The sequence below is a fragment of the Paraburkholderia sp. SECH4 genome (genome assembly GCF_030511745.1).
GTDB lineage: Bacteria > Pseudomonadota > Gammaproteobacteria > Burkholderiales > Burkholderiaceae > Paraburkholderia > Paraburkholderia madseniana.
In genome coordinates this window covers 114,605-133,897 of record NZ_JALOCP010000020.1, presented here as the reverse complement: position 1 = coordinate 133,897, position 19,293 = coordinate 114,605, and the positions used below count along the sequence as shown (strand labels likewise).

Here is a 19,293-nt window from a genome sequence, read left to right as displayed (position 1 = left end):
TTGCGCAGCCACTGTGGAGTTCAAACCGTATTAAGCCATTCTACAAACTGCCGACGTGTCAGGCGATGTTCGTGCATCGAAAACGAAGGCATATTCTCGGCATGAAAGGATGCCGAGTGGCCGTCGGCGAGGTGACAGTTCGGCCACCAGATTTGCACATTTTGTGCTGGCGACGCTAGTCGTCTAGTAGTTCAACTGACGGCCGCGCTGTAATCTGTTCTTCGCGCAGGAATTCGATCATGGCACGCAATTTAGGTGACACGCGCCGGCGATCGGGGTAGTACAACGTGAATCCGGGCAGATCCGGGCTCCATTCGGTTAGCGCGCGGACCAGCCTGCCTTGTTCGACGAGGCGTTCTACATATCCGTTAATCATGTAGATGATCCCGATCCCGTCGAGTGCCGCCTGCACGAGCGCGGCCGAGTCGTTGACGACGAGGTGTCCGCTCACGGACATCTCCTGGGTCTCGACTTCTTTCCGAAATATCCAGCGCTCGATTTGCCCAGTACTCCTATGGCGGAACGAAACGCAATCGTGATTCAAAAGGTCGCGCGGATGCGTTGGCGTGCCGCGTCGGAGCAAATAGTCTGGTGCTGCGAGAATCCATGCGGCGATCGGCGGCCCGACCTTGACCGCAACCATGTCGCGCTCGACCAGATCGCCGAAGCGCACGCCTGCGTCGAAGCCGCGTCCGACGATATTGATAAGAGTGTTATCGATGTCCAGATCGATGCGGATATCCGGGTATCGCTCGAGAAAGCGACGAAGGATCGGTTGCAGCACGATCATCTGGCCGGCGCGCGAAGTGTTGATGCGCAGCAAGCCGGCGGGACGTTCGGAGGCAGAGCCCAACTCGTCGGATGCGAGAATCAGTTCCCGGACCGCAGGCGCGACGCGATCGATGTAGTTCGCTCCCGCTTCAGTCAAGCTTACCCCGCGGGTGTTCCGGTTGAAGAGCGCGACACCGAATCGGCGCTCGAGATTCCGGATCGTCTGACTGACGGCAGAAGGGGAGACGCCAAGCTTGATCGCCGCGGCCGAGAAGCCTTTCTCCTCAGCGACAGCGATGAATGTCGCCAGGCCGTCGAGATAGTCCTGTTGCATGCGAGCACTCCGGAAGACAAGCGTGCCGGGCTTGAGTCCAGCGGTGGACGGGAGCTGCGATTGCATAGTGGTAGCAGCATCGGGTGCCTCAGCAGGTCGCCATTCTGCAGGCTTCCGCATGATCGCGGTACCACTGCGTCGTGTAGGCATCGAACATGGCGCGTCGACGCTGATCGGGCGGAGCCTCCAACGGTGGCATCAAGGCAGGGGCGCTAGTTGCCGTGCTCGTGGCTCAGGTTGCAACATTCGCGCAGTCGAATCAACTGGTTACTCGCGCGCGGGTTTGTGCCGAACTCATCGAGGGCGAGAGGGCGGGTTGCAACCCGAGTGACTGGACTATTGTGGTGTATAGAAGTCCCACGCCAAAATGCCCCACAAGGACTACTACAATGGCGTCAAGATTCACGCCGAGTCTTCGGAACGACAGTAGCTAGCGATAAGTTTTGAAGTGAGTTGCGCTGAAGATTCGCATTGCGTCACCAGTAGCATATCGATAGACCTCGCGACAGGTATCGCGCGACACAGTTCATGCCAGGCAGTTTTTGGCGCCGGAGAAGATCAGGCGCAGGGAGAGCGATCGGCATGGCGGTGGCCGCGTATGCGTTGCAGCGGCTATTGTTCAAGAGAATTAAATACACAATTTACTTGACAACCATGTGCTCCCACAGTTGCCGTCGTATGATCAATAAATGAACGGGTGCATACAGATTCAGGTAGGACTCGATTCTACGCAATAGTAATGCGCAGGCCACACACTGCCATTGTTCCGAGGAGGAACAAAAAAAGCGATTTCCAAGGGGAGTGAAGCTGCCAGGTGGCAGCGACAGTAGAGAGTTCCCTCGTGCGATCTATTTTGTTCCTCGAGACGACAATCGCCTCGTCCAGGTATGGGAGCATTCGAAATGCGTGTGCTGGGATAACTCAACGAGTGCGTCACTTTATCGACCTAACCGGGAGCAGATCACATGAAACTCAGCGGCAACACGATTTTTATCACCGGTGCGACCTCAGGCATCGGCCGCGCTCTCGCGGAAGCCTTTCACAGCCGGGGCAATAAAGTAATCATCAGTGGACGCCGCAGGGCATTGTTGGACGAAGTGGCGAAAGCGAACCCTGGAATCGACACGGTTGAACTTGACGTGAGCGACGCGGCGCAGATCCAGACCGTGGCTCGACATCTGACCGAGAAATATCCAGGCTTGAATGTCGTGATCAACAACGCCGGGATCATGCCGTTCGACGACGTCACGGGATCGCTAGATGATGCACAAGCCGTGCATCTGATCAATACCAATCTGCTCGGGCCGGTGCGCGTGAGCGCGGCGTTCATCGAGCATCTGAAGAAGCAGCCCGAAGCCTTTATCATCAACAATAGCTCCGTACTCGGGTTTATCCCGATCGCGTCCAATGCTCTCTATTCCGCGACCAAGGCGGCGATTCACTCGTACTGTCTTTCGCAACGCTTCAAGTTGAGAAAGACAAGCGTGAAAGTTCTGGAAATCGCGCCACCCTGGGTTGACACCGACCTGATTCATAAGAGCGGTGACGAGCGGGCGATGCCTCTGGATGCCTTTATCGCGGAGACGATGACTCTTCTCGAAACCGCGACCACTGAGGTCGTCGTTGAAGCGGGCAGGCAGTTGCGCGAAGGTGTAGGGCCGAACGAGCACGGCGTTGTCGATTACCTGAACCAGATGATCGAAGACAATCCTATCCCGACGGCATGATAGATGCGTCCGGCTGCAAGGCCGCCGGTGGCTAGTCGCCGCTCGTTCATCGCGGCGAGCGCGACAGTACCGGTGGACCTATATCGTGGGTGCCATCATTAGCCTTGCCATCAGGCCAGGCGCCATCGCCTTGATCGAATCGTGCCCGGGCGGAGGGAGCTCGGAACGTATGGAGAGGCCATGAACGACATCCAGAATGTTATCTCGACCCGGAATATTTCGCCGAGCGCCCGACTGAGTTTTTGGCAGCGTCAGGTCGGAAGCTTGTTGACCCAGCTGGAATGCACCAGCGCTTCCGGGGACAACTTTTTTGGTTCTATAAAGCTCCACTCGTCGGCGCCGACGACTCTGCTCGAGATCGAAGCGGCTTCGCACACTATCGTGCGAGCGATGCCGAGGGTCGCCCCGGTGGGCGAGGAGAAGATCTTCGTATGCATCCAGATCGACGGAACGGCGATCGTCGAGCAAGATGGCAGACAGGGTGTCCTTCGAGCGGGCGATATGACGTTGCTCGATACCTCGAGGTCATTCCGTGCTGATTTTCCCTGCGAGATGGGGCAGCTCGTTCTTCAGGTACCTAGATCGTTGTTCCGCAAACAGGTTGGCGCGGTGGAACGTTTGACGGCGATGGTAGTGCCGGTCGAAAATCCGCTCGGCAAGATAACAGGTGAGTTTGTCCAATCATTGGCCCGCAATTTCGAGCGATTCAGTCCTGCGGTCGTTCAGCGATTGAACGAACAGGCCCTCGACATGGTTGTAATGGCGTTCATGTCATCGGTCGAAAGTGGACAATCCATCAAACCTTCCGTAACCCGGTCTACGCTCGCCTATCGCGGACGCGCATTCATTGAGGCAAACCTCCGAAACGCCTGGCTCTCACCTGCGGCCGTCGCGGAGCATCTTGGAATCTCCAAGCGTTATCTCAGCATTATTTTTGCCGCCGATGGACTTTCAGTCGAACGCTTCATCCGCGCACGCCGGCTCCAGAAATGTGCTCGGGATCTGAAGGATGCCGGACAGGCAATTCGGCCTGTCGGTGACATTGCGTTCGCATGGGGCTTCAACAACCTGACCCACTTTAGCCAGTCCTTCAAGGCTACTTTTGGAAAACCGCCTCGGGAGTACAGACAACAGGCGCTGTCCGAGCTCCCGCAAGCGCGTGAGTCCGCACCATTGAGGACGAGTGCCGGCGGACCTGAATGACACCGACCGATCTGGAGCAGAGTGTTCCCTCACGGAATTCATATTGTTCCCTGAGACGACAATCTCTTCGTCCGGATGTGGGACTATTTCAACGCGGCTGCGAATCCGGATCCGTCCGGCACTTCGCACGCCCCGGATATCGGATGGATGCAGTGCGAGGCACTGGGTCGAACTCCGGTGCGCGTTTCACCGCGCGGCAACAGCGGACCAGTACAGAGAGCAGGGCAGTTCAAACAGGCGATCGCAATTCCGGACGCGGAGCTGGAAGGCTGCGAACAGGTGATTTGATTATTGGCCTTCTTCATGAGGAGGTTTGGGTCTAATTCAAAGCGTTTCTGATTCAAGTCACCGATAATCTGGAGTTCGAAATGCCCTCCAAGCGCAAGCTGGTTGCCGCCAGCGCGATTTCCCTGGCAATCGTGGCCGGCGTTGCTGCGATATATCAGACGTTCGGCGGTGAGTCCGTCACCTCGTCTGTCGCCGCCGCAGCACAGCCGGCCGCGGAGGTTGACGTTGCGGCCGTGATCTCGCAGTCCATCACCGACTATCAGACGTACTCAGGACGGATCGAAGCCATTAACTATGTGCAGATTCGGCCACTCGTTTCCGGAACGATCGTCGCCGTTCATTTCCGGGACGGAGCAACGGTCAACAAGGGAGACCTGCTTTTCACTATCGATCCACGGCCGTATCAGGCGGAGGTGGACAGAGCAGCGGCACAACTTGCTTCGGCGGAAGCCCGCAACGGATATGCCTCAACTGACTGGGCGCGTGCGCAAAGGCTGCTCACCGACAACGCGATCGCAAAACGTGACTACGATGAGGCGCAGAACGCAGATCGCGAGGCTTTGTCCGCGGTGAAGGCGGCGAGGGCGGCACTCGAAACGGCCAGGATCAATCTGGGATATACCGCTGTCACCGCACCCGTATCCGGGCGAGTCTCCCGTGCGGAACTGACAGTCGGCAATGTGGTTTCCATTGGGGCAAACGCGCCCGTCATGACGACTCTGGTCTCGATGTCGCCCATTTACGCGTCGTTTGACGTCGATGAGCAGACGTACCTGCGCTTTCTCAGCCACGACACAAAAACGACGGTGCCGGTCCGCATTGGTCTGGCGAACGAAACGGGCTTTTCCCGTCAAAGTGTAATCGATTCTGTGGACAATCGGCTTGACACCAGCTCCGGGACGATTCGCGTAAGGGCGCGTTTTGACAATGCGGATGGCGTGCTCGTACCGGGACTCTACGCCCGGGTTCGTGTCGGCGGAGGCGCGCCGCATCAAGCGGTGCTGGTTAGCGATGCCGCGATCCAGACCGACCAGGAGAAGAAGTTCGTGCTTCTGGTGGACAAGGAAAACAAGGTCCAGTACCGCGAAGTGAAGCTAGGCGAGCAACATGAGGGTTTGCGGGCCATCTCGGACGGGCTGCAACCGGGCGACCGCATTGTCGTGAACGGCATGCAGCGCGTCCGCCCGAACGACGCTGTCAAGCCAAACCTCGTGCAGATGTCGGGAGACGCTGCCACCACGAAGGGAAGTTCGTGAGCGCAAACGTGCCAATCCGCTCCTTCATGCGCAACCGGGGTCTGTCATGAATCTCTCGAAATTTTTCATCGAGCGCCCGATATTTGCAGCCGTACTGTCTGCGGCAATTTTGCTGGCGGGTCTGATCGCTATGGTCAATCTGCCCATATCGGAATATCCGGACGTCGTACCTCCGTCCGTTGTGGTGACGGCGGAATATCCCGGCGCAAACCCGAAAGTTATCGCTGATACGGTCGCTTCGCCGCTCGAGGAACAGATAAATGGCGTGGAGAACATGTTGTACATGCAGTCGCAGGCCAATAGCGATGGTACGCTTACGTTGACAATTACGTTCAAGCTCGGCACTAATCCTGACCTTGCACAGCAACTGGTACAAAACCGGGTGAACCAGGCGCTGCCACGGTTGCCAGAAGACGTGCAGCGCTTGGGCGTCACGACAATCAAGTCGTCCCCGACGCTCACGATGGTCGTTCACCTTGTTTCGCCAAACGAGAAATACAACAGCACGTATCTCCGGAACTACGCGCTCATCAACGTTCGTGACCGTCTGGAGCGTATTCCTGGTGTCGGTCAGGTCACCCTATGGGGCTCCGGCGACTACTCGATGCGCGTTTGGCTTGATCCGCTGAAAGTCGCCGAGCACAACCTGACTGCAAACGATGTGGTGACGGCTATCCGTCAACAGAACATTCAGGTGGCGGCTGGCCAGATTGGTGCGGACCCGTCCACCGCTGATGCTCCGTTGCAGCTCAACGTCAATGCGCAGGGTCGTCTTCAGACGGAAGATCAATTCCGCGATATCGTCTTGAAGACATCGCCCGACGGTGCCGTGACTCGACTTAGGGACGTGGCGCGCGTCGAAATGGGCGCGTCTGAATACGTGCGCCGTTCGTTGTTGAACAACCAGTCCGCCGTCGCAATGGCGATATTTGAGCTGCCGGGCGCCAACTCTCTGAATATTTCGGACCATGTTCGCGAGGCGATGAAGGAGCTCCAAGCCGATATGCCGGCAGGAGTGAAGTATGAGATCGTCTATGATCCGACACAGTTCGTTCGAGCAAGCATCCATGCGGTCATTCACACGTTGTTGGAAGCTATCGCGCTGGTCGTATTGGTGGTCATTCTATTCCTGCAAACGTGGCGAGCATCTGTCATTCCGCTACTCGCTGTGCCTGTTTCGATCGTGGGGACGTTTGCGCTGCTGCTTGCGTTTGGCTTCTCCGTGAATGCTCTGTCGCTCTTTGGCATGGTGCTGGCCATTGGTATCGTGGTCGACGACGCGATTGTGGTGGTCGAAAACGTCGAGCGCAATATCGCCACGGGCCTGTCTCCAAGGGAAGCGACCCATCAGGCGATGCAGGAGGTCAGCGGGCCGATTATCGCAATCGCATTGACGCTGATTGCGGTGTTTGTGCCTCTGGCATTCATGAGTGGTCTTACGGGACAGTTCTACAAGCAGTTTGCGATGACCATCGCGATTTCGACGGTAATCTCAGCGTTCAATTCTCTTACGCTCTCTCCGGCGCTGTCTGCTCTTTTGCTCAAGGGGCATCACGAACCAAAGGACTGGCTCTCTAGAGCCATGGATAAAGTGCTTTCGCCGTTCTTCAGCGCCTTCAATATGGTTTTCCACCGGGGGGCCGAGTCGTACAGCCGTGGCGTGTCCAGAATTGTCAACCGCAAGGTCATCATCCTCGCCGTCTACGCTGTTTTACTTGGGACGACGATCCTCATGAGCAAGGTCGTGCCGGGCGGTTTTGTGCCGGGGCAGGACAAGCTATATCTCGTCGCGATCATCCAGTTGCCCAACGGGGCGTCTCTCGATCGCACCGAAAAAGTGGTGCGACAGGCCGGGGAAATTGCTCTGAATACGCCTGGCATTGTATCCGCAGTGCAGTTCCCGGGCTTGTCGATCAATGGTTTCACCAACTCGTCCAGTGCGGCAGTGATCTTTTTTGGCGAAACCCCATTTGACGAACGCAAGGATAAGTCGATGACTGGCCTGAGCATTGCAGCGGAACTGAACAAGCGGTTCTCCGTCATCAAGGAGGCGTTCGTCGCAGTATTCCCGCCGCCGCCGGTCCTTGGTCTCGGTACGCTCGGCGGGTTCAAACTTCAGATTGAGGACCGGCAGGCAGCCGGTTATGCGGCGCTCGACAACGCTACCCAGGCTTTCGTAAAGGAGGCCGCAAAGGCACGTGAACTCGGCCCATCATTTTCCACTTATCAAATCAACGTACCGCAAGTGAACGTCGATATTGACCGTGTGAGAGCCATGCAACTGGGGGTGTCTGTGACCGACATCTTTAACGCGATGCAGGTCTACCTCGGCTCGTTTTACGTCAACGATTTCAACCGTTTCGGCCGGGTCTATCAGGTGCGGGTGCAGGCTGATGCGCCATTCCGCGCGCACATGTCGGATATTGGGTTGCTGAAAGCGCGTAACGACAAGGGGGAGATGGTACCGCTATCGACCCTGGTGAAAGTCGCGCCGACCTACGGTCCTGACTCAGTCGTCCGTTACAACGGCTACACGGCTGCTGACGTCAACGGTGGTCCCGCGCCGGGATACTCGTCCGATCAGGCGCAAGCGGCCATTGAGCGGATTGCCGCAAAGGCCTTGCCGCGCGGAATGAAATTCGAATGGACCGATCTTACGTATCAACAGATTCTGGCCGGTAACTCCGCGCTCTGGGTTTTTCCGATCAGCGTTCTGCTTGTTTACATGGTGCTGGCAGCGCTCTATGAAAGTCTGACATTGCCTTTGGCCATTCTGATGATTGTTCCGATGAGTGTGCTTTCGGCGCTACTCGGGGTGTGGTTGACCCGTGGGGACAACAACATATTCACGCAGATCGGGCTCATGGTGCTTGTCGGCTTGTCCGCAAAGAATGCGATATTGATCGTCGAGTTTGCCCGGGAACTAGAGATGGAAGGGCGCTCAATTACGCAGGCTGCCATCGAGGCGAGTCGGCTGCGACTTCGACCCATCCTGATGACGTCTATTGCGTTCATTATGGGCGTGGTGCCGTTGGTGATCTCAAGTGGCGCTGGCTCCGAAATGCGACGGGCCATGGGTATTGCCGTGTTCTTCGGAATGCTGGGGGTGACCTTGTTCGGGTTGCTGCTCACACCCGTTTTCTACGTTATTCTGCGCAAGCTTGCCAGGACTGAGCACATCGTGGACAAGCACGGACATCATCCGCACGTACGAAGGGTCGATGCGTCGGTCGATGCGTGAGGCCATCATGTCGATTGATACGATGAAGTGCGTTTTCCTGGGCTCGCTGACACTCCTGAGCGTGGCACTTTCGACTACTGGCTGCTCGCTCGCCCCTGAATATAGGGTCCCTGACACGGCTAACCCTGCTGCGTTCAAGGAGGCAACAGTCACCAATGACTCCGCCGCAACCACGGGCACCACGGGTAGCTGGAAAATCGCGCAGCCGTCTGACCAGATCCCTCGAGGCGATTGGTGGGTGACTTTTGACGACTCTGCTCTTAACGATCTAGAAGAACAGGCGCTCTCCGCAAACCAGAATCTGGCTGCAGCAACTGCGCGGGTCAAGGAGGCGCGTGCCGTCTTGCAGGCCTCCCGAGCCGACCTTTTCCCGACTATCGGCACGGGCTTTGGTCCAACCCGGGAGAAGGTTTCTCCAACCTCACTCTTCGAGCCCGATGGAACAGACGTCCCCGCACAGACTGTCTGGCGCGCACAGGCGACGGCGAGCTATGAGGTTAACCTCTTCGGACGGGTGTCCGACGCAGTCGCGGCGAGTCGTGCCGAGAGCGAAGAGTCGGATGCGCTACTGCGGTCGGTGCAGCTCTCGCTGCAAGCTGACGTCGCCACGAACTATTTCAAGGTCCGCGAACTGGATGCGCAACTGCAGTTGCTTGCGCAGAACGTTTCGCTTCGCGAGCAATCGCTGAAACTCGTGCAGTCGAAATTCGGTGCGGGTGACATTGCCGAACTCGATGTGACGCGGGCAAAAGCTGAACTGGCGACCGCACGTTCCGACACAATGACGACGCAGAGACTTAGGGCCACTGCCGAGCACGGTCTCGCAGTTCTTCTTGGCAAGGCGCCGGTGGAATTTTCGATGCCGACGAGTCCCTTGAAGCCAGTGCAGATCCGCATTCCCCCGGGACTGCCTTCTGCTCTCCTCGAACGACGGCCGGACATTGCAGCAGCCGAACGGGCAATGGCCGCCGCAAACGCGCGAGTCGGCGTTGCAAAAGCAGCGTATTTCCCGTCTCTGTCGATAACGGGATCTGCAGGATTCGAGGCCGCAACGCTGGCAGACCTTTTCAGATGGTCCAGCCGTGCTTTCGTTCTCGGTCCTCTGGTCGGCACCGCTCTGACAGTGCCCATCTTCGATGGCGGTCGGCGCGCAGGAAACCTCGCGAACGCTAGAGCCGTGTTCGACGAGGACGCTGCAAAATATCGCCAGCAGGTTCTGCAGGCGTTCCAGGAAGTTGAAGACAACCTGTCGGATCTGAGGATTCTCGAGCAGCAGACCCAAACGGAGGACGAGGCGGTGCAGGCGTCGACGCGCGCCGCAACCATTTCCCGTACCCAGTACAAGGAAGGTGCGATCAATTATCTGGACGTTATCGACGCCGACCGCACTGTACTTCAGTCGCAAACGACGGCTGTGCAACTGTCCGGACTTCAGGCGGCCGCCACCGTAAATCTTATCCGCGCACTCGGCGGCGGATGGGGTGACGCCGTCACCGTTGGAGCTGCCGATACTCAGCGTTAGCCCCATTAGGCCTCGTTTTGAGTGCGCGCGGCATATCCTTTGATCCGCTGCCGCGGACATTGGTGGTAGAAAGAAGTCTGTTTTGTCAGGAAAGTTGGCGAACTCGTGAAGTACGGCAAGAACGGAGTTCTTTATTCTTTCGGAGGGAATATGGCTTGCTCGATATTGTTGGGAGCAGGTTTCAGCCGTAATTGGGGTGGTTGGCTCGGGGCCGAGGCTTTCGAATATCTGCTTGGATGTCCCGAAGTCAAGTCCTCTCCGACGATCAAAGAATTGCTTTGGGGCTTCAGCGAAGTCGGTGGCTTCGAATGTGCTCTGGCCGAGTTGCACAGCAGGGCGAGGCTAGACCACGGAAGGTATAACGCCGATTTGCAGAGCCTCGAGGGAGCCGTTCAAAACATGTTCAAAGCGATGAACCATTGCATGTCCCGCCTGACAAATTTCGACCTCGGTCTAGGCAACGGCTCGGTGCGCAAGTTTTTGGGCCGGTTCGATGCGATCTTTACCCTCAACCAGGATCTCCTTCTGGAGTATCAGTATCTCCAGCGCTGGGACGGCGTCGAGTTGCCTGGGATGCGACTGTCTTCGAGCGCTGGCCCTCATCCATGTGGAACCCCATGGACGGAGCAGTGGATTCCGACGAAGGAAAGCGAGTTTCGCGTTACTGCGCATCGTCAGCCGTGTTTCAAATTGCACGGTTCGTCGAACTGGCTTGAGGGCGTCGGTGGTTCGCTGCTCATTGCCGGTGGTGAGAACGCGCGCAAGCTCGGTCTTCCTCCTGTGCTCGACTGGTATCACCGGCAATTCGCGCACTATGTCTCTCGGGCTAATCACAATCTCATGATTATTGGCTATGGTTTCCGCGACATCTATATCAACGAGGTGATCGCGCAAGCGGTGGCAGAGAACGGATTGCGGCTCTTCGTCATTTCACCCGAGGGATCGAGTGCTGCCTCGAGAGCGTCACTGTCAGCCGGCCTTGGGCAGGAAGGGGGATCCGCCATCGACGAGGCATTCCGACGGGGACTCGTAGGGGCGTCGCGACGGCGGTTGAACGAAATCTTTACGGAACGAGAACCGATGGAACTAAAAAAGGTCTTGCGATTCCTAGAGGCTGACTAGAAGCCAGTTAATTTGCAAGAAGGGGGCTGGCATGTTCTCTGGTGGAGACCGTTCGTGCTTTGATGAGCGAGGGCAGGGAAGACCTAGAGGAAATGGCTGAACTGACCGCAATCGTGGGGGTTATTTGTGAGCTATCTCAACGGTTTACGGTGGGGGCAGTTTGTCGGCCGATATAGACAGTCCGTCTCGGCGACGGACCCATACGCGTTTCCGCGGACGCTCGCGAGGTGCCTGCAGCCCCGCAAGACGCCAAAGCCGCTATATCCGGTCTGCGCTCAGCGGCTGGCCTTGCCGCTCCTGAAAGACCTGGTTGCCGGTAGCCATAGCGCGGATACTGCGCCGACAAAAAGCACATCGCCACCAGCACTGGCACGCCTCGCCGTCCTTTCGGAATGGTGCGAGGTCGAGTATTTGATCGATCTTTAGTGTCTTCACACACTATCGCTGTCAGCCTTACATCCAGGACAGAAGCTGACCACCATCGACTGGAATCACGGCACCGGTGATATATCTACCAGCGTCAGATGCAAGAAGCAAAGTTGCACCGTCAAGATCACGCGGTTGACCAAACCTGCGCTGTGGAATGCGCTGGCGGATGTGCTCCGCCAATCCAGCACTTTCGAAATGCTCGTGCATGTCAGTTTCTATGTTCCCTGGCGCAAGTGCATTTACCCGAATCTGTTTAGGTGCCAGTTCCAGCGCCATAATTGAAGTCAGGTGGAGCAGACCTGCCTTCGCTGCCCCGTAACTCGACAGCCGACCTGCAGCCCGCAGTCCGGAGGTGGATGCGACATTTATGATTGATCCTGCACCGAGTTGTGCCATGCGCCGCGCGCCCTCCTGCGCCATCAAAAATACCCCTTTCAGATTGGTATCGAAGACGCGGGCCACCTGGTCTGCATCCTGAGAAAGGAAACGTTCCACATACGCGATGCCGGCGCAATTGAACAAGATATCAATGGGATTGCCAATCAATCTCTCTGCTTTCTCCCACGCGTCGCTTATGCTCGACGGCTGCGTTACGTCAAGCGCGACCGCGTACACGCACAGTCCCTGAGCTCGCATCAACTGAACGGCTTCCGCAAGTTTGTCCTCTCGGCGTGCAGCCAGAACAACCGTCGCTCCGGCCTTCGCCAGCGTCCAAGCTGTGTGGAGTCCGATGCCGCTTGATGCACCTGTGACGAGCGCGGCTTTGCCTTCCAGGCTGAATATGTCACTCTGCTCGTTCAATTGTGCCTCTCCTTATTTATTTGCAAATGCTCGACCGACACGGCTAGCCAGTCAAACCTGGAACCCGTCGCACGTACTACAACTAGATATGGCCTTTGCCCTTCGTGAATTCAATCATCGTTCACGCAGCGCTCGAACAGGTCACCTCAAAGCGGGGGAGCCGCTCTTGTCTGCGTCAAAACCAATCGTCTTGCATATCAAGTGCGGTGCGATCAAGCGTTTCGAGAAGGTCGAGTTGCGTCGTCACGCGCGGCAATTCCCATCTGAAGAAATACGCGGCTGCGGCCAGTTTGCCTCGATAGAACGCTTCGTCTTCGTTGCTACCGGTCGAGAATAGCGCGGCGCGTGCGGCGATTGACTGTTCCAGCCAGATCCAAGCCAAAACAATGTGGCCGAGTGCCTCGAGGTACACTGATGCGTTGGCAAGTGTAAGAGTTCGGTCTTCGGCTGCCCACATTTGCTGCGTAACTCGCGTCAGCCCCGCCATCGCGGCGCTCAGCGCACGCGCGTATTCGTGGAGCGCGGCATCCTTCACGGCGAACGCCTTGAGGACACTGACGTGCATCGTCTCGCTAACAATGCTCAATGCCGCACCGTCTTTCATCGTCACTTTGCGGCCTAGTAGGTCCAATGCCTGGATCCCATGTGTCCCTTCATGGATTGGATTCAGTCGATTGTCGCGATAGAACTGTTCTACGTTGTACTCGCGCGTGTACCCATAACCGCCGTGCACCTGGATCGCGAGGCTGTTCGCTTCCAGGCACCATTGCGATGGCCAGCTCTTGGCGATCGGCGTCAAGATATCAAGTAATAAAATAGTACGCTCGCGCGCGATTGCGTCGCCGGAGGCCCGTGCGGCGCGCTCCTCGTCGACCAGCTTCGCGCAGTACAAGTTCAGCGCCAGCGCACCTTCTGCATAGCTCTTCTGCGCGAGCAGCATCCTTCGTATATCGGCGTGTTCAATCAGTTTCACCTGAGGGCTCGATGGGTCTTTGCCACCTTTACCGATGGCGCGCCCTTGGGGTCGATTGCGCGCGTAGTCGAGGGCATGCAGGTAGCCTGTATATCCGAGGGTTGTGGCCCCTAGTCCCACGCCGATTCGCGCTTCGTTCATCATGTGGAACATGCATGTGAGTCCTTGTCCGGGTTCGCCTACCAGATAACCGATTGCTCCAGCGTTGCCGCGTGGCCGATACTTAACGCCTTCGCCAAAATTCAGCAGGCAGTTCGTTGTGCCGCGATATCCCATTTTGTGGTTCAGTCCCGCGAGCACTACATCGTTGTGCTCGCCACGCGAGCCTTCTCCGTTGAGAAGGTATTTCGGCACAACAAAGAGCGAGATTCCACCCACCCCAGGAATCACCTTTCCGTCCGGACCTGGGACTTTGGCGAGCACTAGATGTACGATATTCTCGGACAACTCGTGTTCCCCTCCGGAAATCCACATCTTGTTGCCACGCAGGCGGTACTGCGGGCCAAATGGCGAGTCGCCCTCATATTCGGCACGGGTGGTAATGTCCGCGAGTGATGAGCCAGCTTGTGGTTCCGATAGGCACATCGTGCCTAAGAAACGACCTTCCATTTCAGGGCGCACGAATGCGTCGATTTGCGCAGGCGTGCCGTACGTAAGTAGAAGATTTGCGTTACCGATGGTCAGGAACGGATATGCAGCGGTTGCTACGTTCGCGCCCAGGAAATATGCGAAGCCGGCCTTTTCCACAACCAGCGGCAGCTGCATGCCGCCAAGTTCATAGTCCTGGCCAGCGGCCATTAATCCCGCTGCGTTAAAGGCATCGAGGGCGGTTTTCACTTCGGGGATGATGTGAACAGTTTCACCGTCGAAATGAGGCTCCTGCTGGTCGTTCTTCTTGTTGTGGGATGCGAATAAGTCGTTGGCGATTTTCTCACACGTGTCGAGTGCCGCGTCGAAGGTCTCGCGCGTATGGTCAGCGTAGCGGGGAATGCTTGTCAGCTCTTCGACCCTGAGCCACTCATAAAGCAGAAAATTCAGATCACGACGAGAGAGAATCAGTGACATGACGGCACCCCGCTCATAGTACTTCGAAGAGACCGGCCGCGCCCTGACCGCCGCCGATACACATCGTCACGACGACCAGCTTCGCGCCGCGCCGCTTGCCTTCGATCAGCGCATGGCCGGTCAAACGCGCGCCCGACACGCCATACGGATGGCCCACCGCAATCGCGCCGCCGTTCACGTTCAGACGGTCGTGCGGAATGCCGAGCTTGTCCGCGCAATACAGCACCTGCACCGCGAACGCTTCGTTCAGCTCCCACAGGTCGATATCTTCGACCTTCAGACCTGCCTGCTTCAGGAGCTTCGGCACCGCGAACACCGGGCCGATGCCCATCTCGTCCGGCTCACAACCCGCCACCGCAAAGCCGCGGAAAATGCCGAGCGGCTGCAGCCCTTCGCGTTCGGCGACCTTCGCGTTCATCACGACGCACGCCGACGCGCCGTCCGAAAACTGGCTCGCGTTGCCCGCGGTGATCACACCGCCTGGCATCGCGGTGCGAATCTTCGACACGCCTTCGAGCGTCGTGTCGGCGCGAATGCCTTCGTCGGCGCTGACGGTGACTTCCTTCGTGAAGAGACGGCCGCTGGCTTTGTCGGCGACGCCTCCGGGCACGGTCAGCGGGACGATTTCGTCCTTGAACTTGCCGGCTTCGAGTGCGACCGCGGCGCGATGTTGCGAGCGCACGCCATATTCGTCCTGGCGGTCCTTCGAGATCGAGTAACGCTTCGCGACGTTCTCGGCCGTCTGCAACATCGACCAGTAGATTTCCGGCTTGTTCCTGCTGAGCCAGCCTTCGGCCACCATGTGGCGGTTCATCTCGTTCTGCACGCACGAGATCGACTCCACGCCGCCCGCGACGAACACGTCGCCTTCACCGGCGATCACGCGCTGCGCCGCCAGTGCAATTGTCTGCAAACCCGACGAACAGAAACGGTTCACTGTCATACCGGGCACGCTGACCGGCAAACCGGCGCGCAATGCGATCTGCCGGGCGATGTTCGTTCCGGTTGCGCCTTCCGGATTCGCGCAACCCATGATCACGTCTTCGACGCGCGCCGGGTCGAGCTTCGCGCGCTCGACAGCGGCCTGCGTTACGTGACCGCCGAGCGTTGCGCCATGCGTCATGTTGAAACCGCCGCGCCATGATTTGGCGAGACCCGTACGGGCGGTCGATACGATTACGGCGTCAGTCATGCATGTCTCCTGTTTCGACCCGAGTTGGCGCCTTAGCGCTTACTCGGGTCCCATACAAGTTAGCTGGCACTTCCAGATGTTGACGCGGCGCGCCGGCGGATCGCTCAGCCGCGTCACCCCACTCATTTCATTCAAGCGGCTGTTTAGTCCCGCTCAGCCGTTAAAGCCGGGCCCCTTGGCGGCAAGCTCCGCGATGCTCGGCGCCAATTGCCACGCGTCGCCATTCGGGCGCGACGCATAGCGGCGAATCGCGCGCTCGACGTTGTAGAGGCCGACCGTATCCGCGTACAGCATCGGACCGCCGCGATAGAGCGGGAAGCCGTAGCCGGTCAGATAAACCATGTCGATATCCGACGCCTTCGACGCAATGCCTTCCTCGAGAATCTTCGCGCCTTCGTTGACGAGCGCGAACACGAGACGCTCGACGATTTCTTCGTCGCTGATCTTGCGGCGCTCAGCGTTGGCTTCCTTCGAGAAGGTCGAGATCATCTCGTCGACCACTTTCGACGGATACGCAGTACGGTCACCCGCCTTGTAGTCGTACCAGCCGCCACCGGTCTTCTGCCCGAAACGCCCCGTCTCGCACAGACGATCGGCGATCTTCGAGTAGTGCATATCAGGATGTTCCTGATAGCGGCGTTTGCGGATCGCCCAGCCGATGTCGTTACCCGCGAGGTCGCTCATGCGGAACGGGCCCATCGCGAAGCCGAACTTCTCGATCGCCTTGTCCACTTGCGCGGGCAGCGCACCTTCTTCGAGCATGAAGAGCGCCTGGCGGATGTACTGCTCGATCATCCGGTTGCCAATGAAACCGTCGCACACGCCCGAGACCACCGCGGTCTTCTTGATCTTCTTCGCAAGCTTCATGACGGTGGCGAGCACGTCTTTCGCCGTGTCCTTGCCGCGCACCACTTCGAGCAGCTTCATGACGTTGGCCGGGCTGAAGAAGTGCATGCCGACCACGTCCTGTGGACGCTTCGTGAAAGCGGCGATCTTGTCGACATCCAGCGTCGACGTGTTCGAGGCCAGGATTGCACCGGGCTTCGCCACTTCGTCGAGACGCTTGAACACCTGCTCCTTGACGCCGAGTTCCTCGAACACCGCTTCGACGATCAGGTCGGCGTTTTTCAGGTCGTCGTAGGAGAGCGTCGGCGTGATCAAGGCCATGCGCTGTTCCAGCGCTTCGGGCTTCAGCTTGCCTTTCTTGACGGTGGCTTCGTAATTCTTGCGGATCGTGGCGATGCCGCGGTCAAGCGCTTCCTGCTTCGTTTCCAGCAGCGTGACCGGAATGCCCGCGTTGATGAAGTTCATCGCGATGCCGCCGCCCATCGTGCCGGCGCCGATCACGGCCACCTGCTTGATGTCGCGCGCCGGCGTGTCTGACGGCACATCGGGAATCTTGCTCGCGGCGCGTTCGCCGAAGAACGCATGACGCAGCGCGTGGCTTTCCGGCGTCTGCACGAGCGCGATAAAGCATTCGCGTTCGAATGCAAGGCCCTTGTCGAAACCGCTCTGCACGCCCGCTTCCACGGCGTCGATGCACTTCAGCGGCGCCGGGAAATTCTTCGCCATCGCCGCGACCGTATTGCGTGTGAACTGGATGAAACCGGCGGCATTCGGATGCTCGATCTTGCGGTCGCGCACCTTCGGATGCGGGCCCGTTTTCGCGCCGACCTTGCGGGCGAACGCGAGCGCGGCTTCGGCCAGATCGCCTTCCACGACTTCGTCGAACAGACCCGAATCAGCGAGCTTCTCCGACAGCACCGGCGCACCGGAGACGATCATGTTGAGCGCGGCTTCAAGGCCGATTGCGCGCGGCAGACGCTGCGTGCCGCCCGCGCCCGGCAGGATGCCGAGCTTCACTTCCGGCAGCGCGATCTGCGCGCCGGGTGCAGCGATGCGGTAGTGCGCGCCGAGCGCCAGTTCCAGCCCGCCGCCCATGGCGACGCTATGAATCGCGGCGATAACCGGCTTGGCGCTGCCCTCGACGGTCTTGATAACCGTATGGAGGGTCGGCTCCTGGGTCGCCTTCGGTGTATTGAATTCGGTGATGTCGGCGCCGCCCGAAAAGGCTTTACCGGCGCCCGTCAGCACGATCGCCTTGATGGCCGGATCGTTCTGCGCGCGCTCGATCCCTTCGACGATACCGGCTCGAGTCGAGAGGCCGAGCCCGTTTACGGGGGGATTGTTCAGCGAAATGATTGCGATACCGTCCTGAACCTGATACTGCGCTGTCATGCTGGGTCCTTTAAAAATCTCGAAATTGTCTGGAAATTCACAAGTGCATTTCACCGAAGATATTACGAATCGCGTCAATCCTCAGCGGATGCCTCAGCGCCGCAGAAGCTTTCCCGTTCCGCAAACTCACACTCACGATTACCAATCACAAGCGGTCGAACGCAAGCTTTAGTTATCAGGATTTGAAGAACCGATTGGCTGACACCGCTCCGCAGATTTGAGCAGTTCGTGAACCATTCGCTGCTAACTCGATGTTCACTTCACGTCGCGGCTCGCGAGATGCGCTTGCGACGCGAAGTACACGCTTTGCCACAGATGCCAACATGCATTCAACCCGACCCGCATCAAGGTCAGGCTGTATTACCCCGACAGCATTTACTATCGACCCCGGAAGATCGGCGGCCGTTGCTCGCGAAAGGCAAGGGCACCTTCTCTCGCATCCTCCGTTTCGAAGAGTCGTACCTGCCCGTCGCGTTCGCGATCGAGGGCTTCATCCAGATGTGATAGCGTCGTGGCCGTAATGGCGCCCTTCATCGCAGCTAACGCCTTCGTGGGCCCATTCTTGACCTTTTGCACGAGGGCTACTAACTCGGCATCGTAGGTCTCGTCGTCTACCGATCGGTAGATTAGTCCCGCCTGCATTGCGTCATCAGCCGACAGGCGGTTGCCAAGCATTGCCATACCGTTAGCACGTGCTCGACCAATCGAAGCGCCAATTAACTCTGTCGCACCGCCGTCGGGCATCATTCCAATGTTCGCAAAAGCTAGGAGAAAGTAGGCGGACTGCTTGGCAAGCGCTATGTCAGCGGCGACAGCGATAGAGCAAGCCATTCCAACTGCGGGTCCATTGACTCCGCATACAACGGGTACGCGCGAACGCACAATTGCCCGCACAAGACGGTGACCGCTGTCCACGGTTTCAACATCAATGCCGCTCTTGAAGTCGCCTCCGGAACTGAAAGCACGACCCTCACCACTGATCGTGATTACGCGCACATCATCAGACACTTCATTGACGGCTTGTGCGGCAATCTCGAGCATTGAAGCGTCGAACGCGTTGAGGCGGTCTGTCTTGTTCCACTTGATGGAGAGAACTCCGTCTGAATTGTTGATGAGTACGTGTTGGGTCAT

At 58.1% G+C, this 19,293-nt stretch carries 12 protein-coding genes and 2 pseudogenes; 7 read left to right on the top strand and 7 right to left on the bottom strand.

Features of this window, described 5'->3' with window-relative positions:
- Positions 1-175: 175 nt before the first annotated feature.
- A complete protein-coding gene (locus M0D67_RS25070; protein ID WP_266240141.1) occupies positions 176-1,105 on the bottom strand; it encodes a LysR family transcriptional regulator in 930 nt (309 codons plus the stop codon).
- 197 nt (positions 1,106-1,302) lie between these two features.
- Between M0D67_RS25070 and M0D67_RS25065 the strand changes: the two are divergent.
- The 7 genes and pseudogenes from M0D67_RS25065 to M0D67_RS25035 form a co-directional block, all read left to right on the top strand.
- Positions 1,303-1,440 (top strand): annotated as a pseudogene (locus M0D67_RS25065) (DUF4148 domain-containing protein); the annotation flags it as partial.
- Between the two features lie 630 nt (positions 1,441-2,070).
- Positions 2,071-2,832 carry an SDR family oxidoreductase gene (locus M0D67_RS25060; RefSeq protein WP_266240140.1) on the top strand — a complete coding sequence of 254 codons (762 nt, stop codon included), beginning with the start codon at positions 2,071-2,073 and terminating at the stop codon, positions 2,830-2,832.
- A 180-nt stretch (positions 2,833-3,012) separates the two neighbouring features.
- A complete protein-coding gene (locus M0D67_RS25055) occupies positions 3,013-4,035 on the top strand; it encodes a helix-turn-helix domain-containing protein (RefSeq protein ID WP_266240139.1) in 1,023 nt (340 codons plus the stop codon).
- 368 nt (positions 4,036-4,403) lie between these two features.
- Entirely contained in the window at positions 4,404-5,579 is a 1,176-nt protein-coding gene (locus tag M0D67_RS25050; protein WP_266240138.1) for an efflux RND transporter periplasmic adaptor subunit, read from the top strand.
- Positions 5,580-5,625: 46 nt separating this feature from the next.
- Complete coding sequence (locus tag M0D67_RS25045) at positions 5,626-8,820, top strand: efflux RND transporter permease subunit (RefSeq protein WP_266240137.1); 3,195 nt, start codon at positions 5,626-5,628, stop codon at positions 8,818-8,820.
- A 7-nt stretch (positions 8,821-8,827) separates the two neighbouring features.
- Complete coding sequence (locus M0D67_RS25040; RefSeq protein ID WP_302273515.1) at positions 8,828-10,342, top strand: efflux transporter outer membrane subunit; 1,515 nt, start codon at positions 8,828-8,830, stop codon at positions 10,340-10,342.
- A 105-nt stretch (positions 10,343-10,447) separates the two neighbouring features.
- A complete protein-coding gene (locus tag M0D67_RS25035; RefSeq protein WP_266240136.1) occupies positions 10,448-11,464 on the top strand; it encodes an SIR2 family protein in 1,017 nt (338 codons plus the stop codon).
- A gap of 189 nt (positions 11,465-11,653) precedes the next feature.
- On the opposite strand, the pseudogene M0D67_RS25030 reads toward M0D67_RS25035, so the two are convergent.
- The 6 genes and pseudogenes from M0D67_RS25030 to M0D67_RS25005 form a co-directional block, all read right to left on the bottom strand.
- A pseudogene (locus tag M0D67_RS25030) lies at positions 11,654-11,834 on the bottom strand (IS3 family transposase); the annotation flags it as partial.
- 83 nt (positions 11,835-11,917) lie between these two features.
- The gene (locus tag M0D67_RS25025) at positions 11,918-12,694 is read right to left on the bottom strand and encodes an SDR family NAD(P)-dependent oxidoreductase (protein ID WP_266240135.1); all 777 of its coding nucleotides are present in this window, start codon (positions 12,692-12,694) and stop codon (positions 11,918-11,920) included.
- Positions 12,695-12,869: 175 nt separating this feature from the next.
- A complete protein-coding gene (locus tag M0D67_RS25020) occupies positions 12,870-14,732 on the bottom strand; it encodes an acyl-CoA dehydrogenase (protein ID WP_266240134.1) in 1,863 nt (620 codons plus the stop codon).
- A 13-nt stretch (positions 14,733-14,745) separates the two neighbouring features.
- A complete protein-coding gene (locus M0D67_RS25015) occupies positions 14,746-15,924 on the bottom strand; it encodes an acetyl-CoA C-acyltransferase (RefSeq protein WP_266240133.1) in 1,179 nt (392 codons plus the stop codon).
- Positions 15,925-16,077: 153 nt separating this feature from the next.
- The gene (locus M0D67_RS25010; protein ID WP_266240132.1) at positions 16,078-18,162 is read right to left on the bottom strand and encodes a 3-hydroxyacyl-CoA dehydrogenase NAD-binding domain-containing protein; all 2,085 of its coding nucleotides are present in this window, start codon (positions 18,160-18,162) and stop codon (positions 16,078-16,080) included.
- A 378-nt stretch (positions 18,163-18,540) separates the two neighbouring features.
- A complete protein-coding gene (locus M0D67_RS25005; RefSeq protein ID WP_266240131.1) occupies positions 18,541-19,293 on the bottom strand; it encodes an enoyl-CoA hydratase-related protein in 753 nt (250 codons plus the stop codon).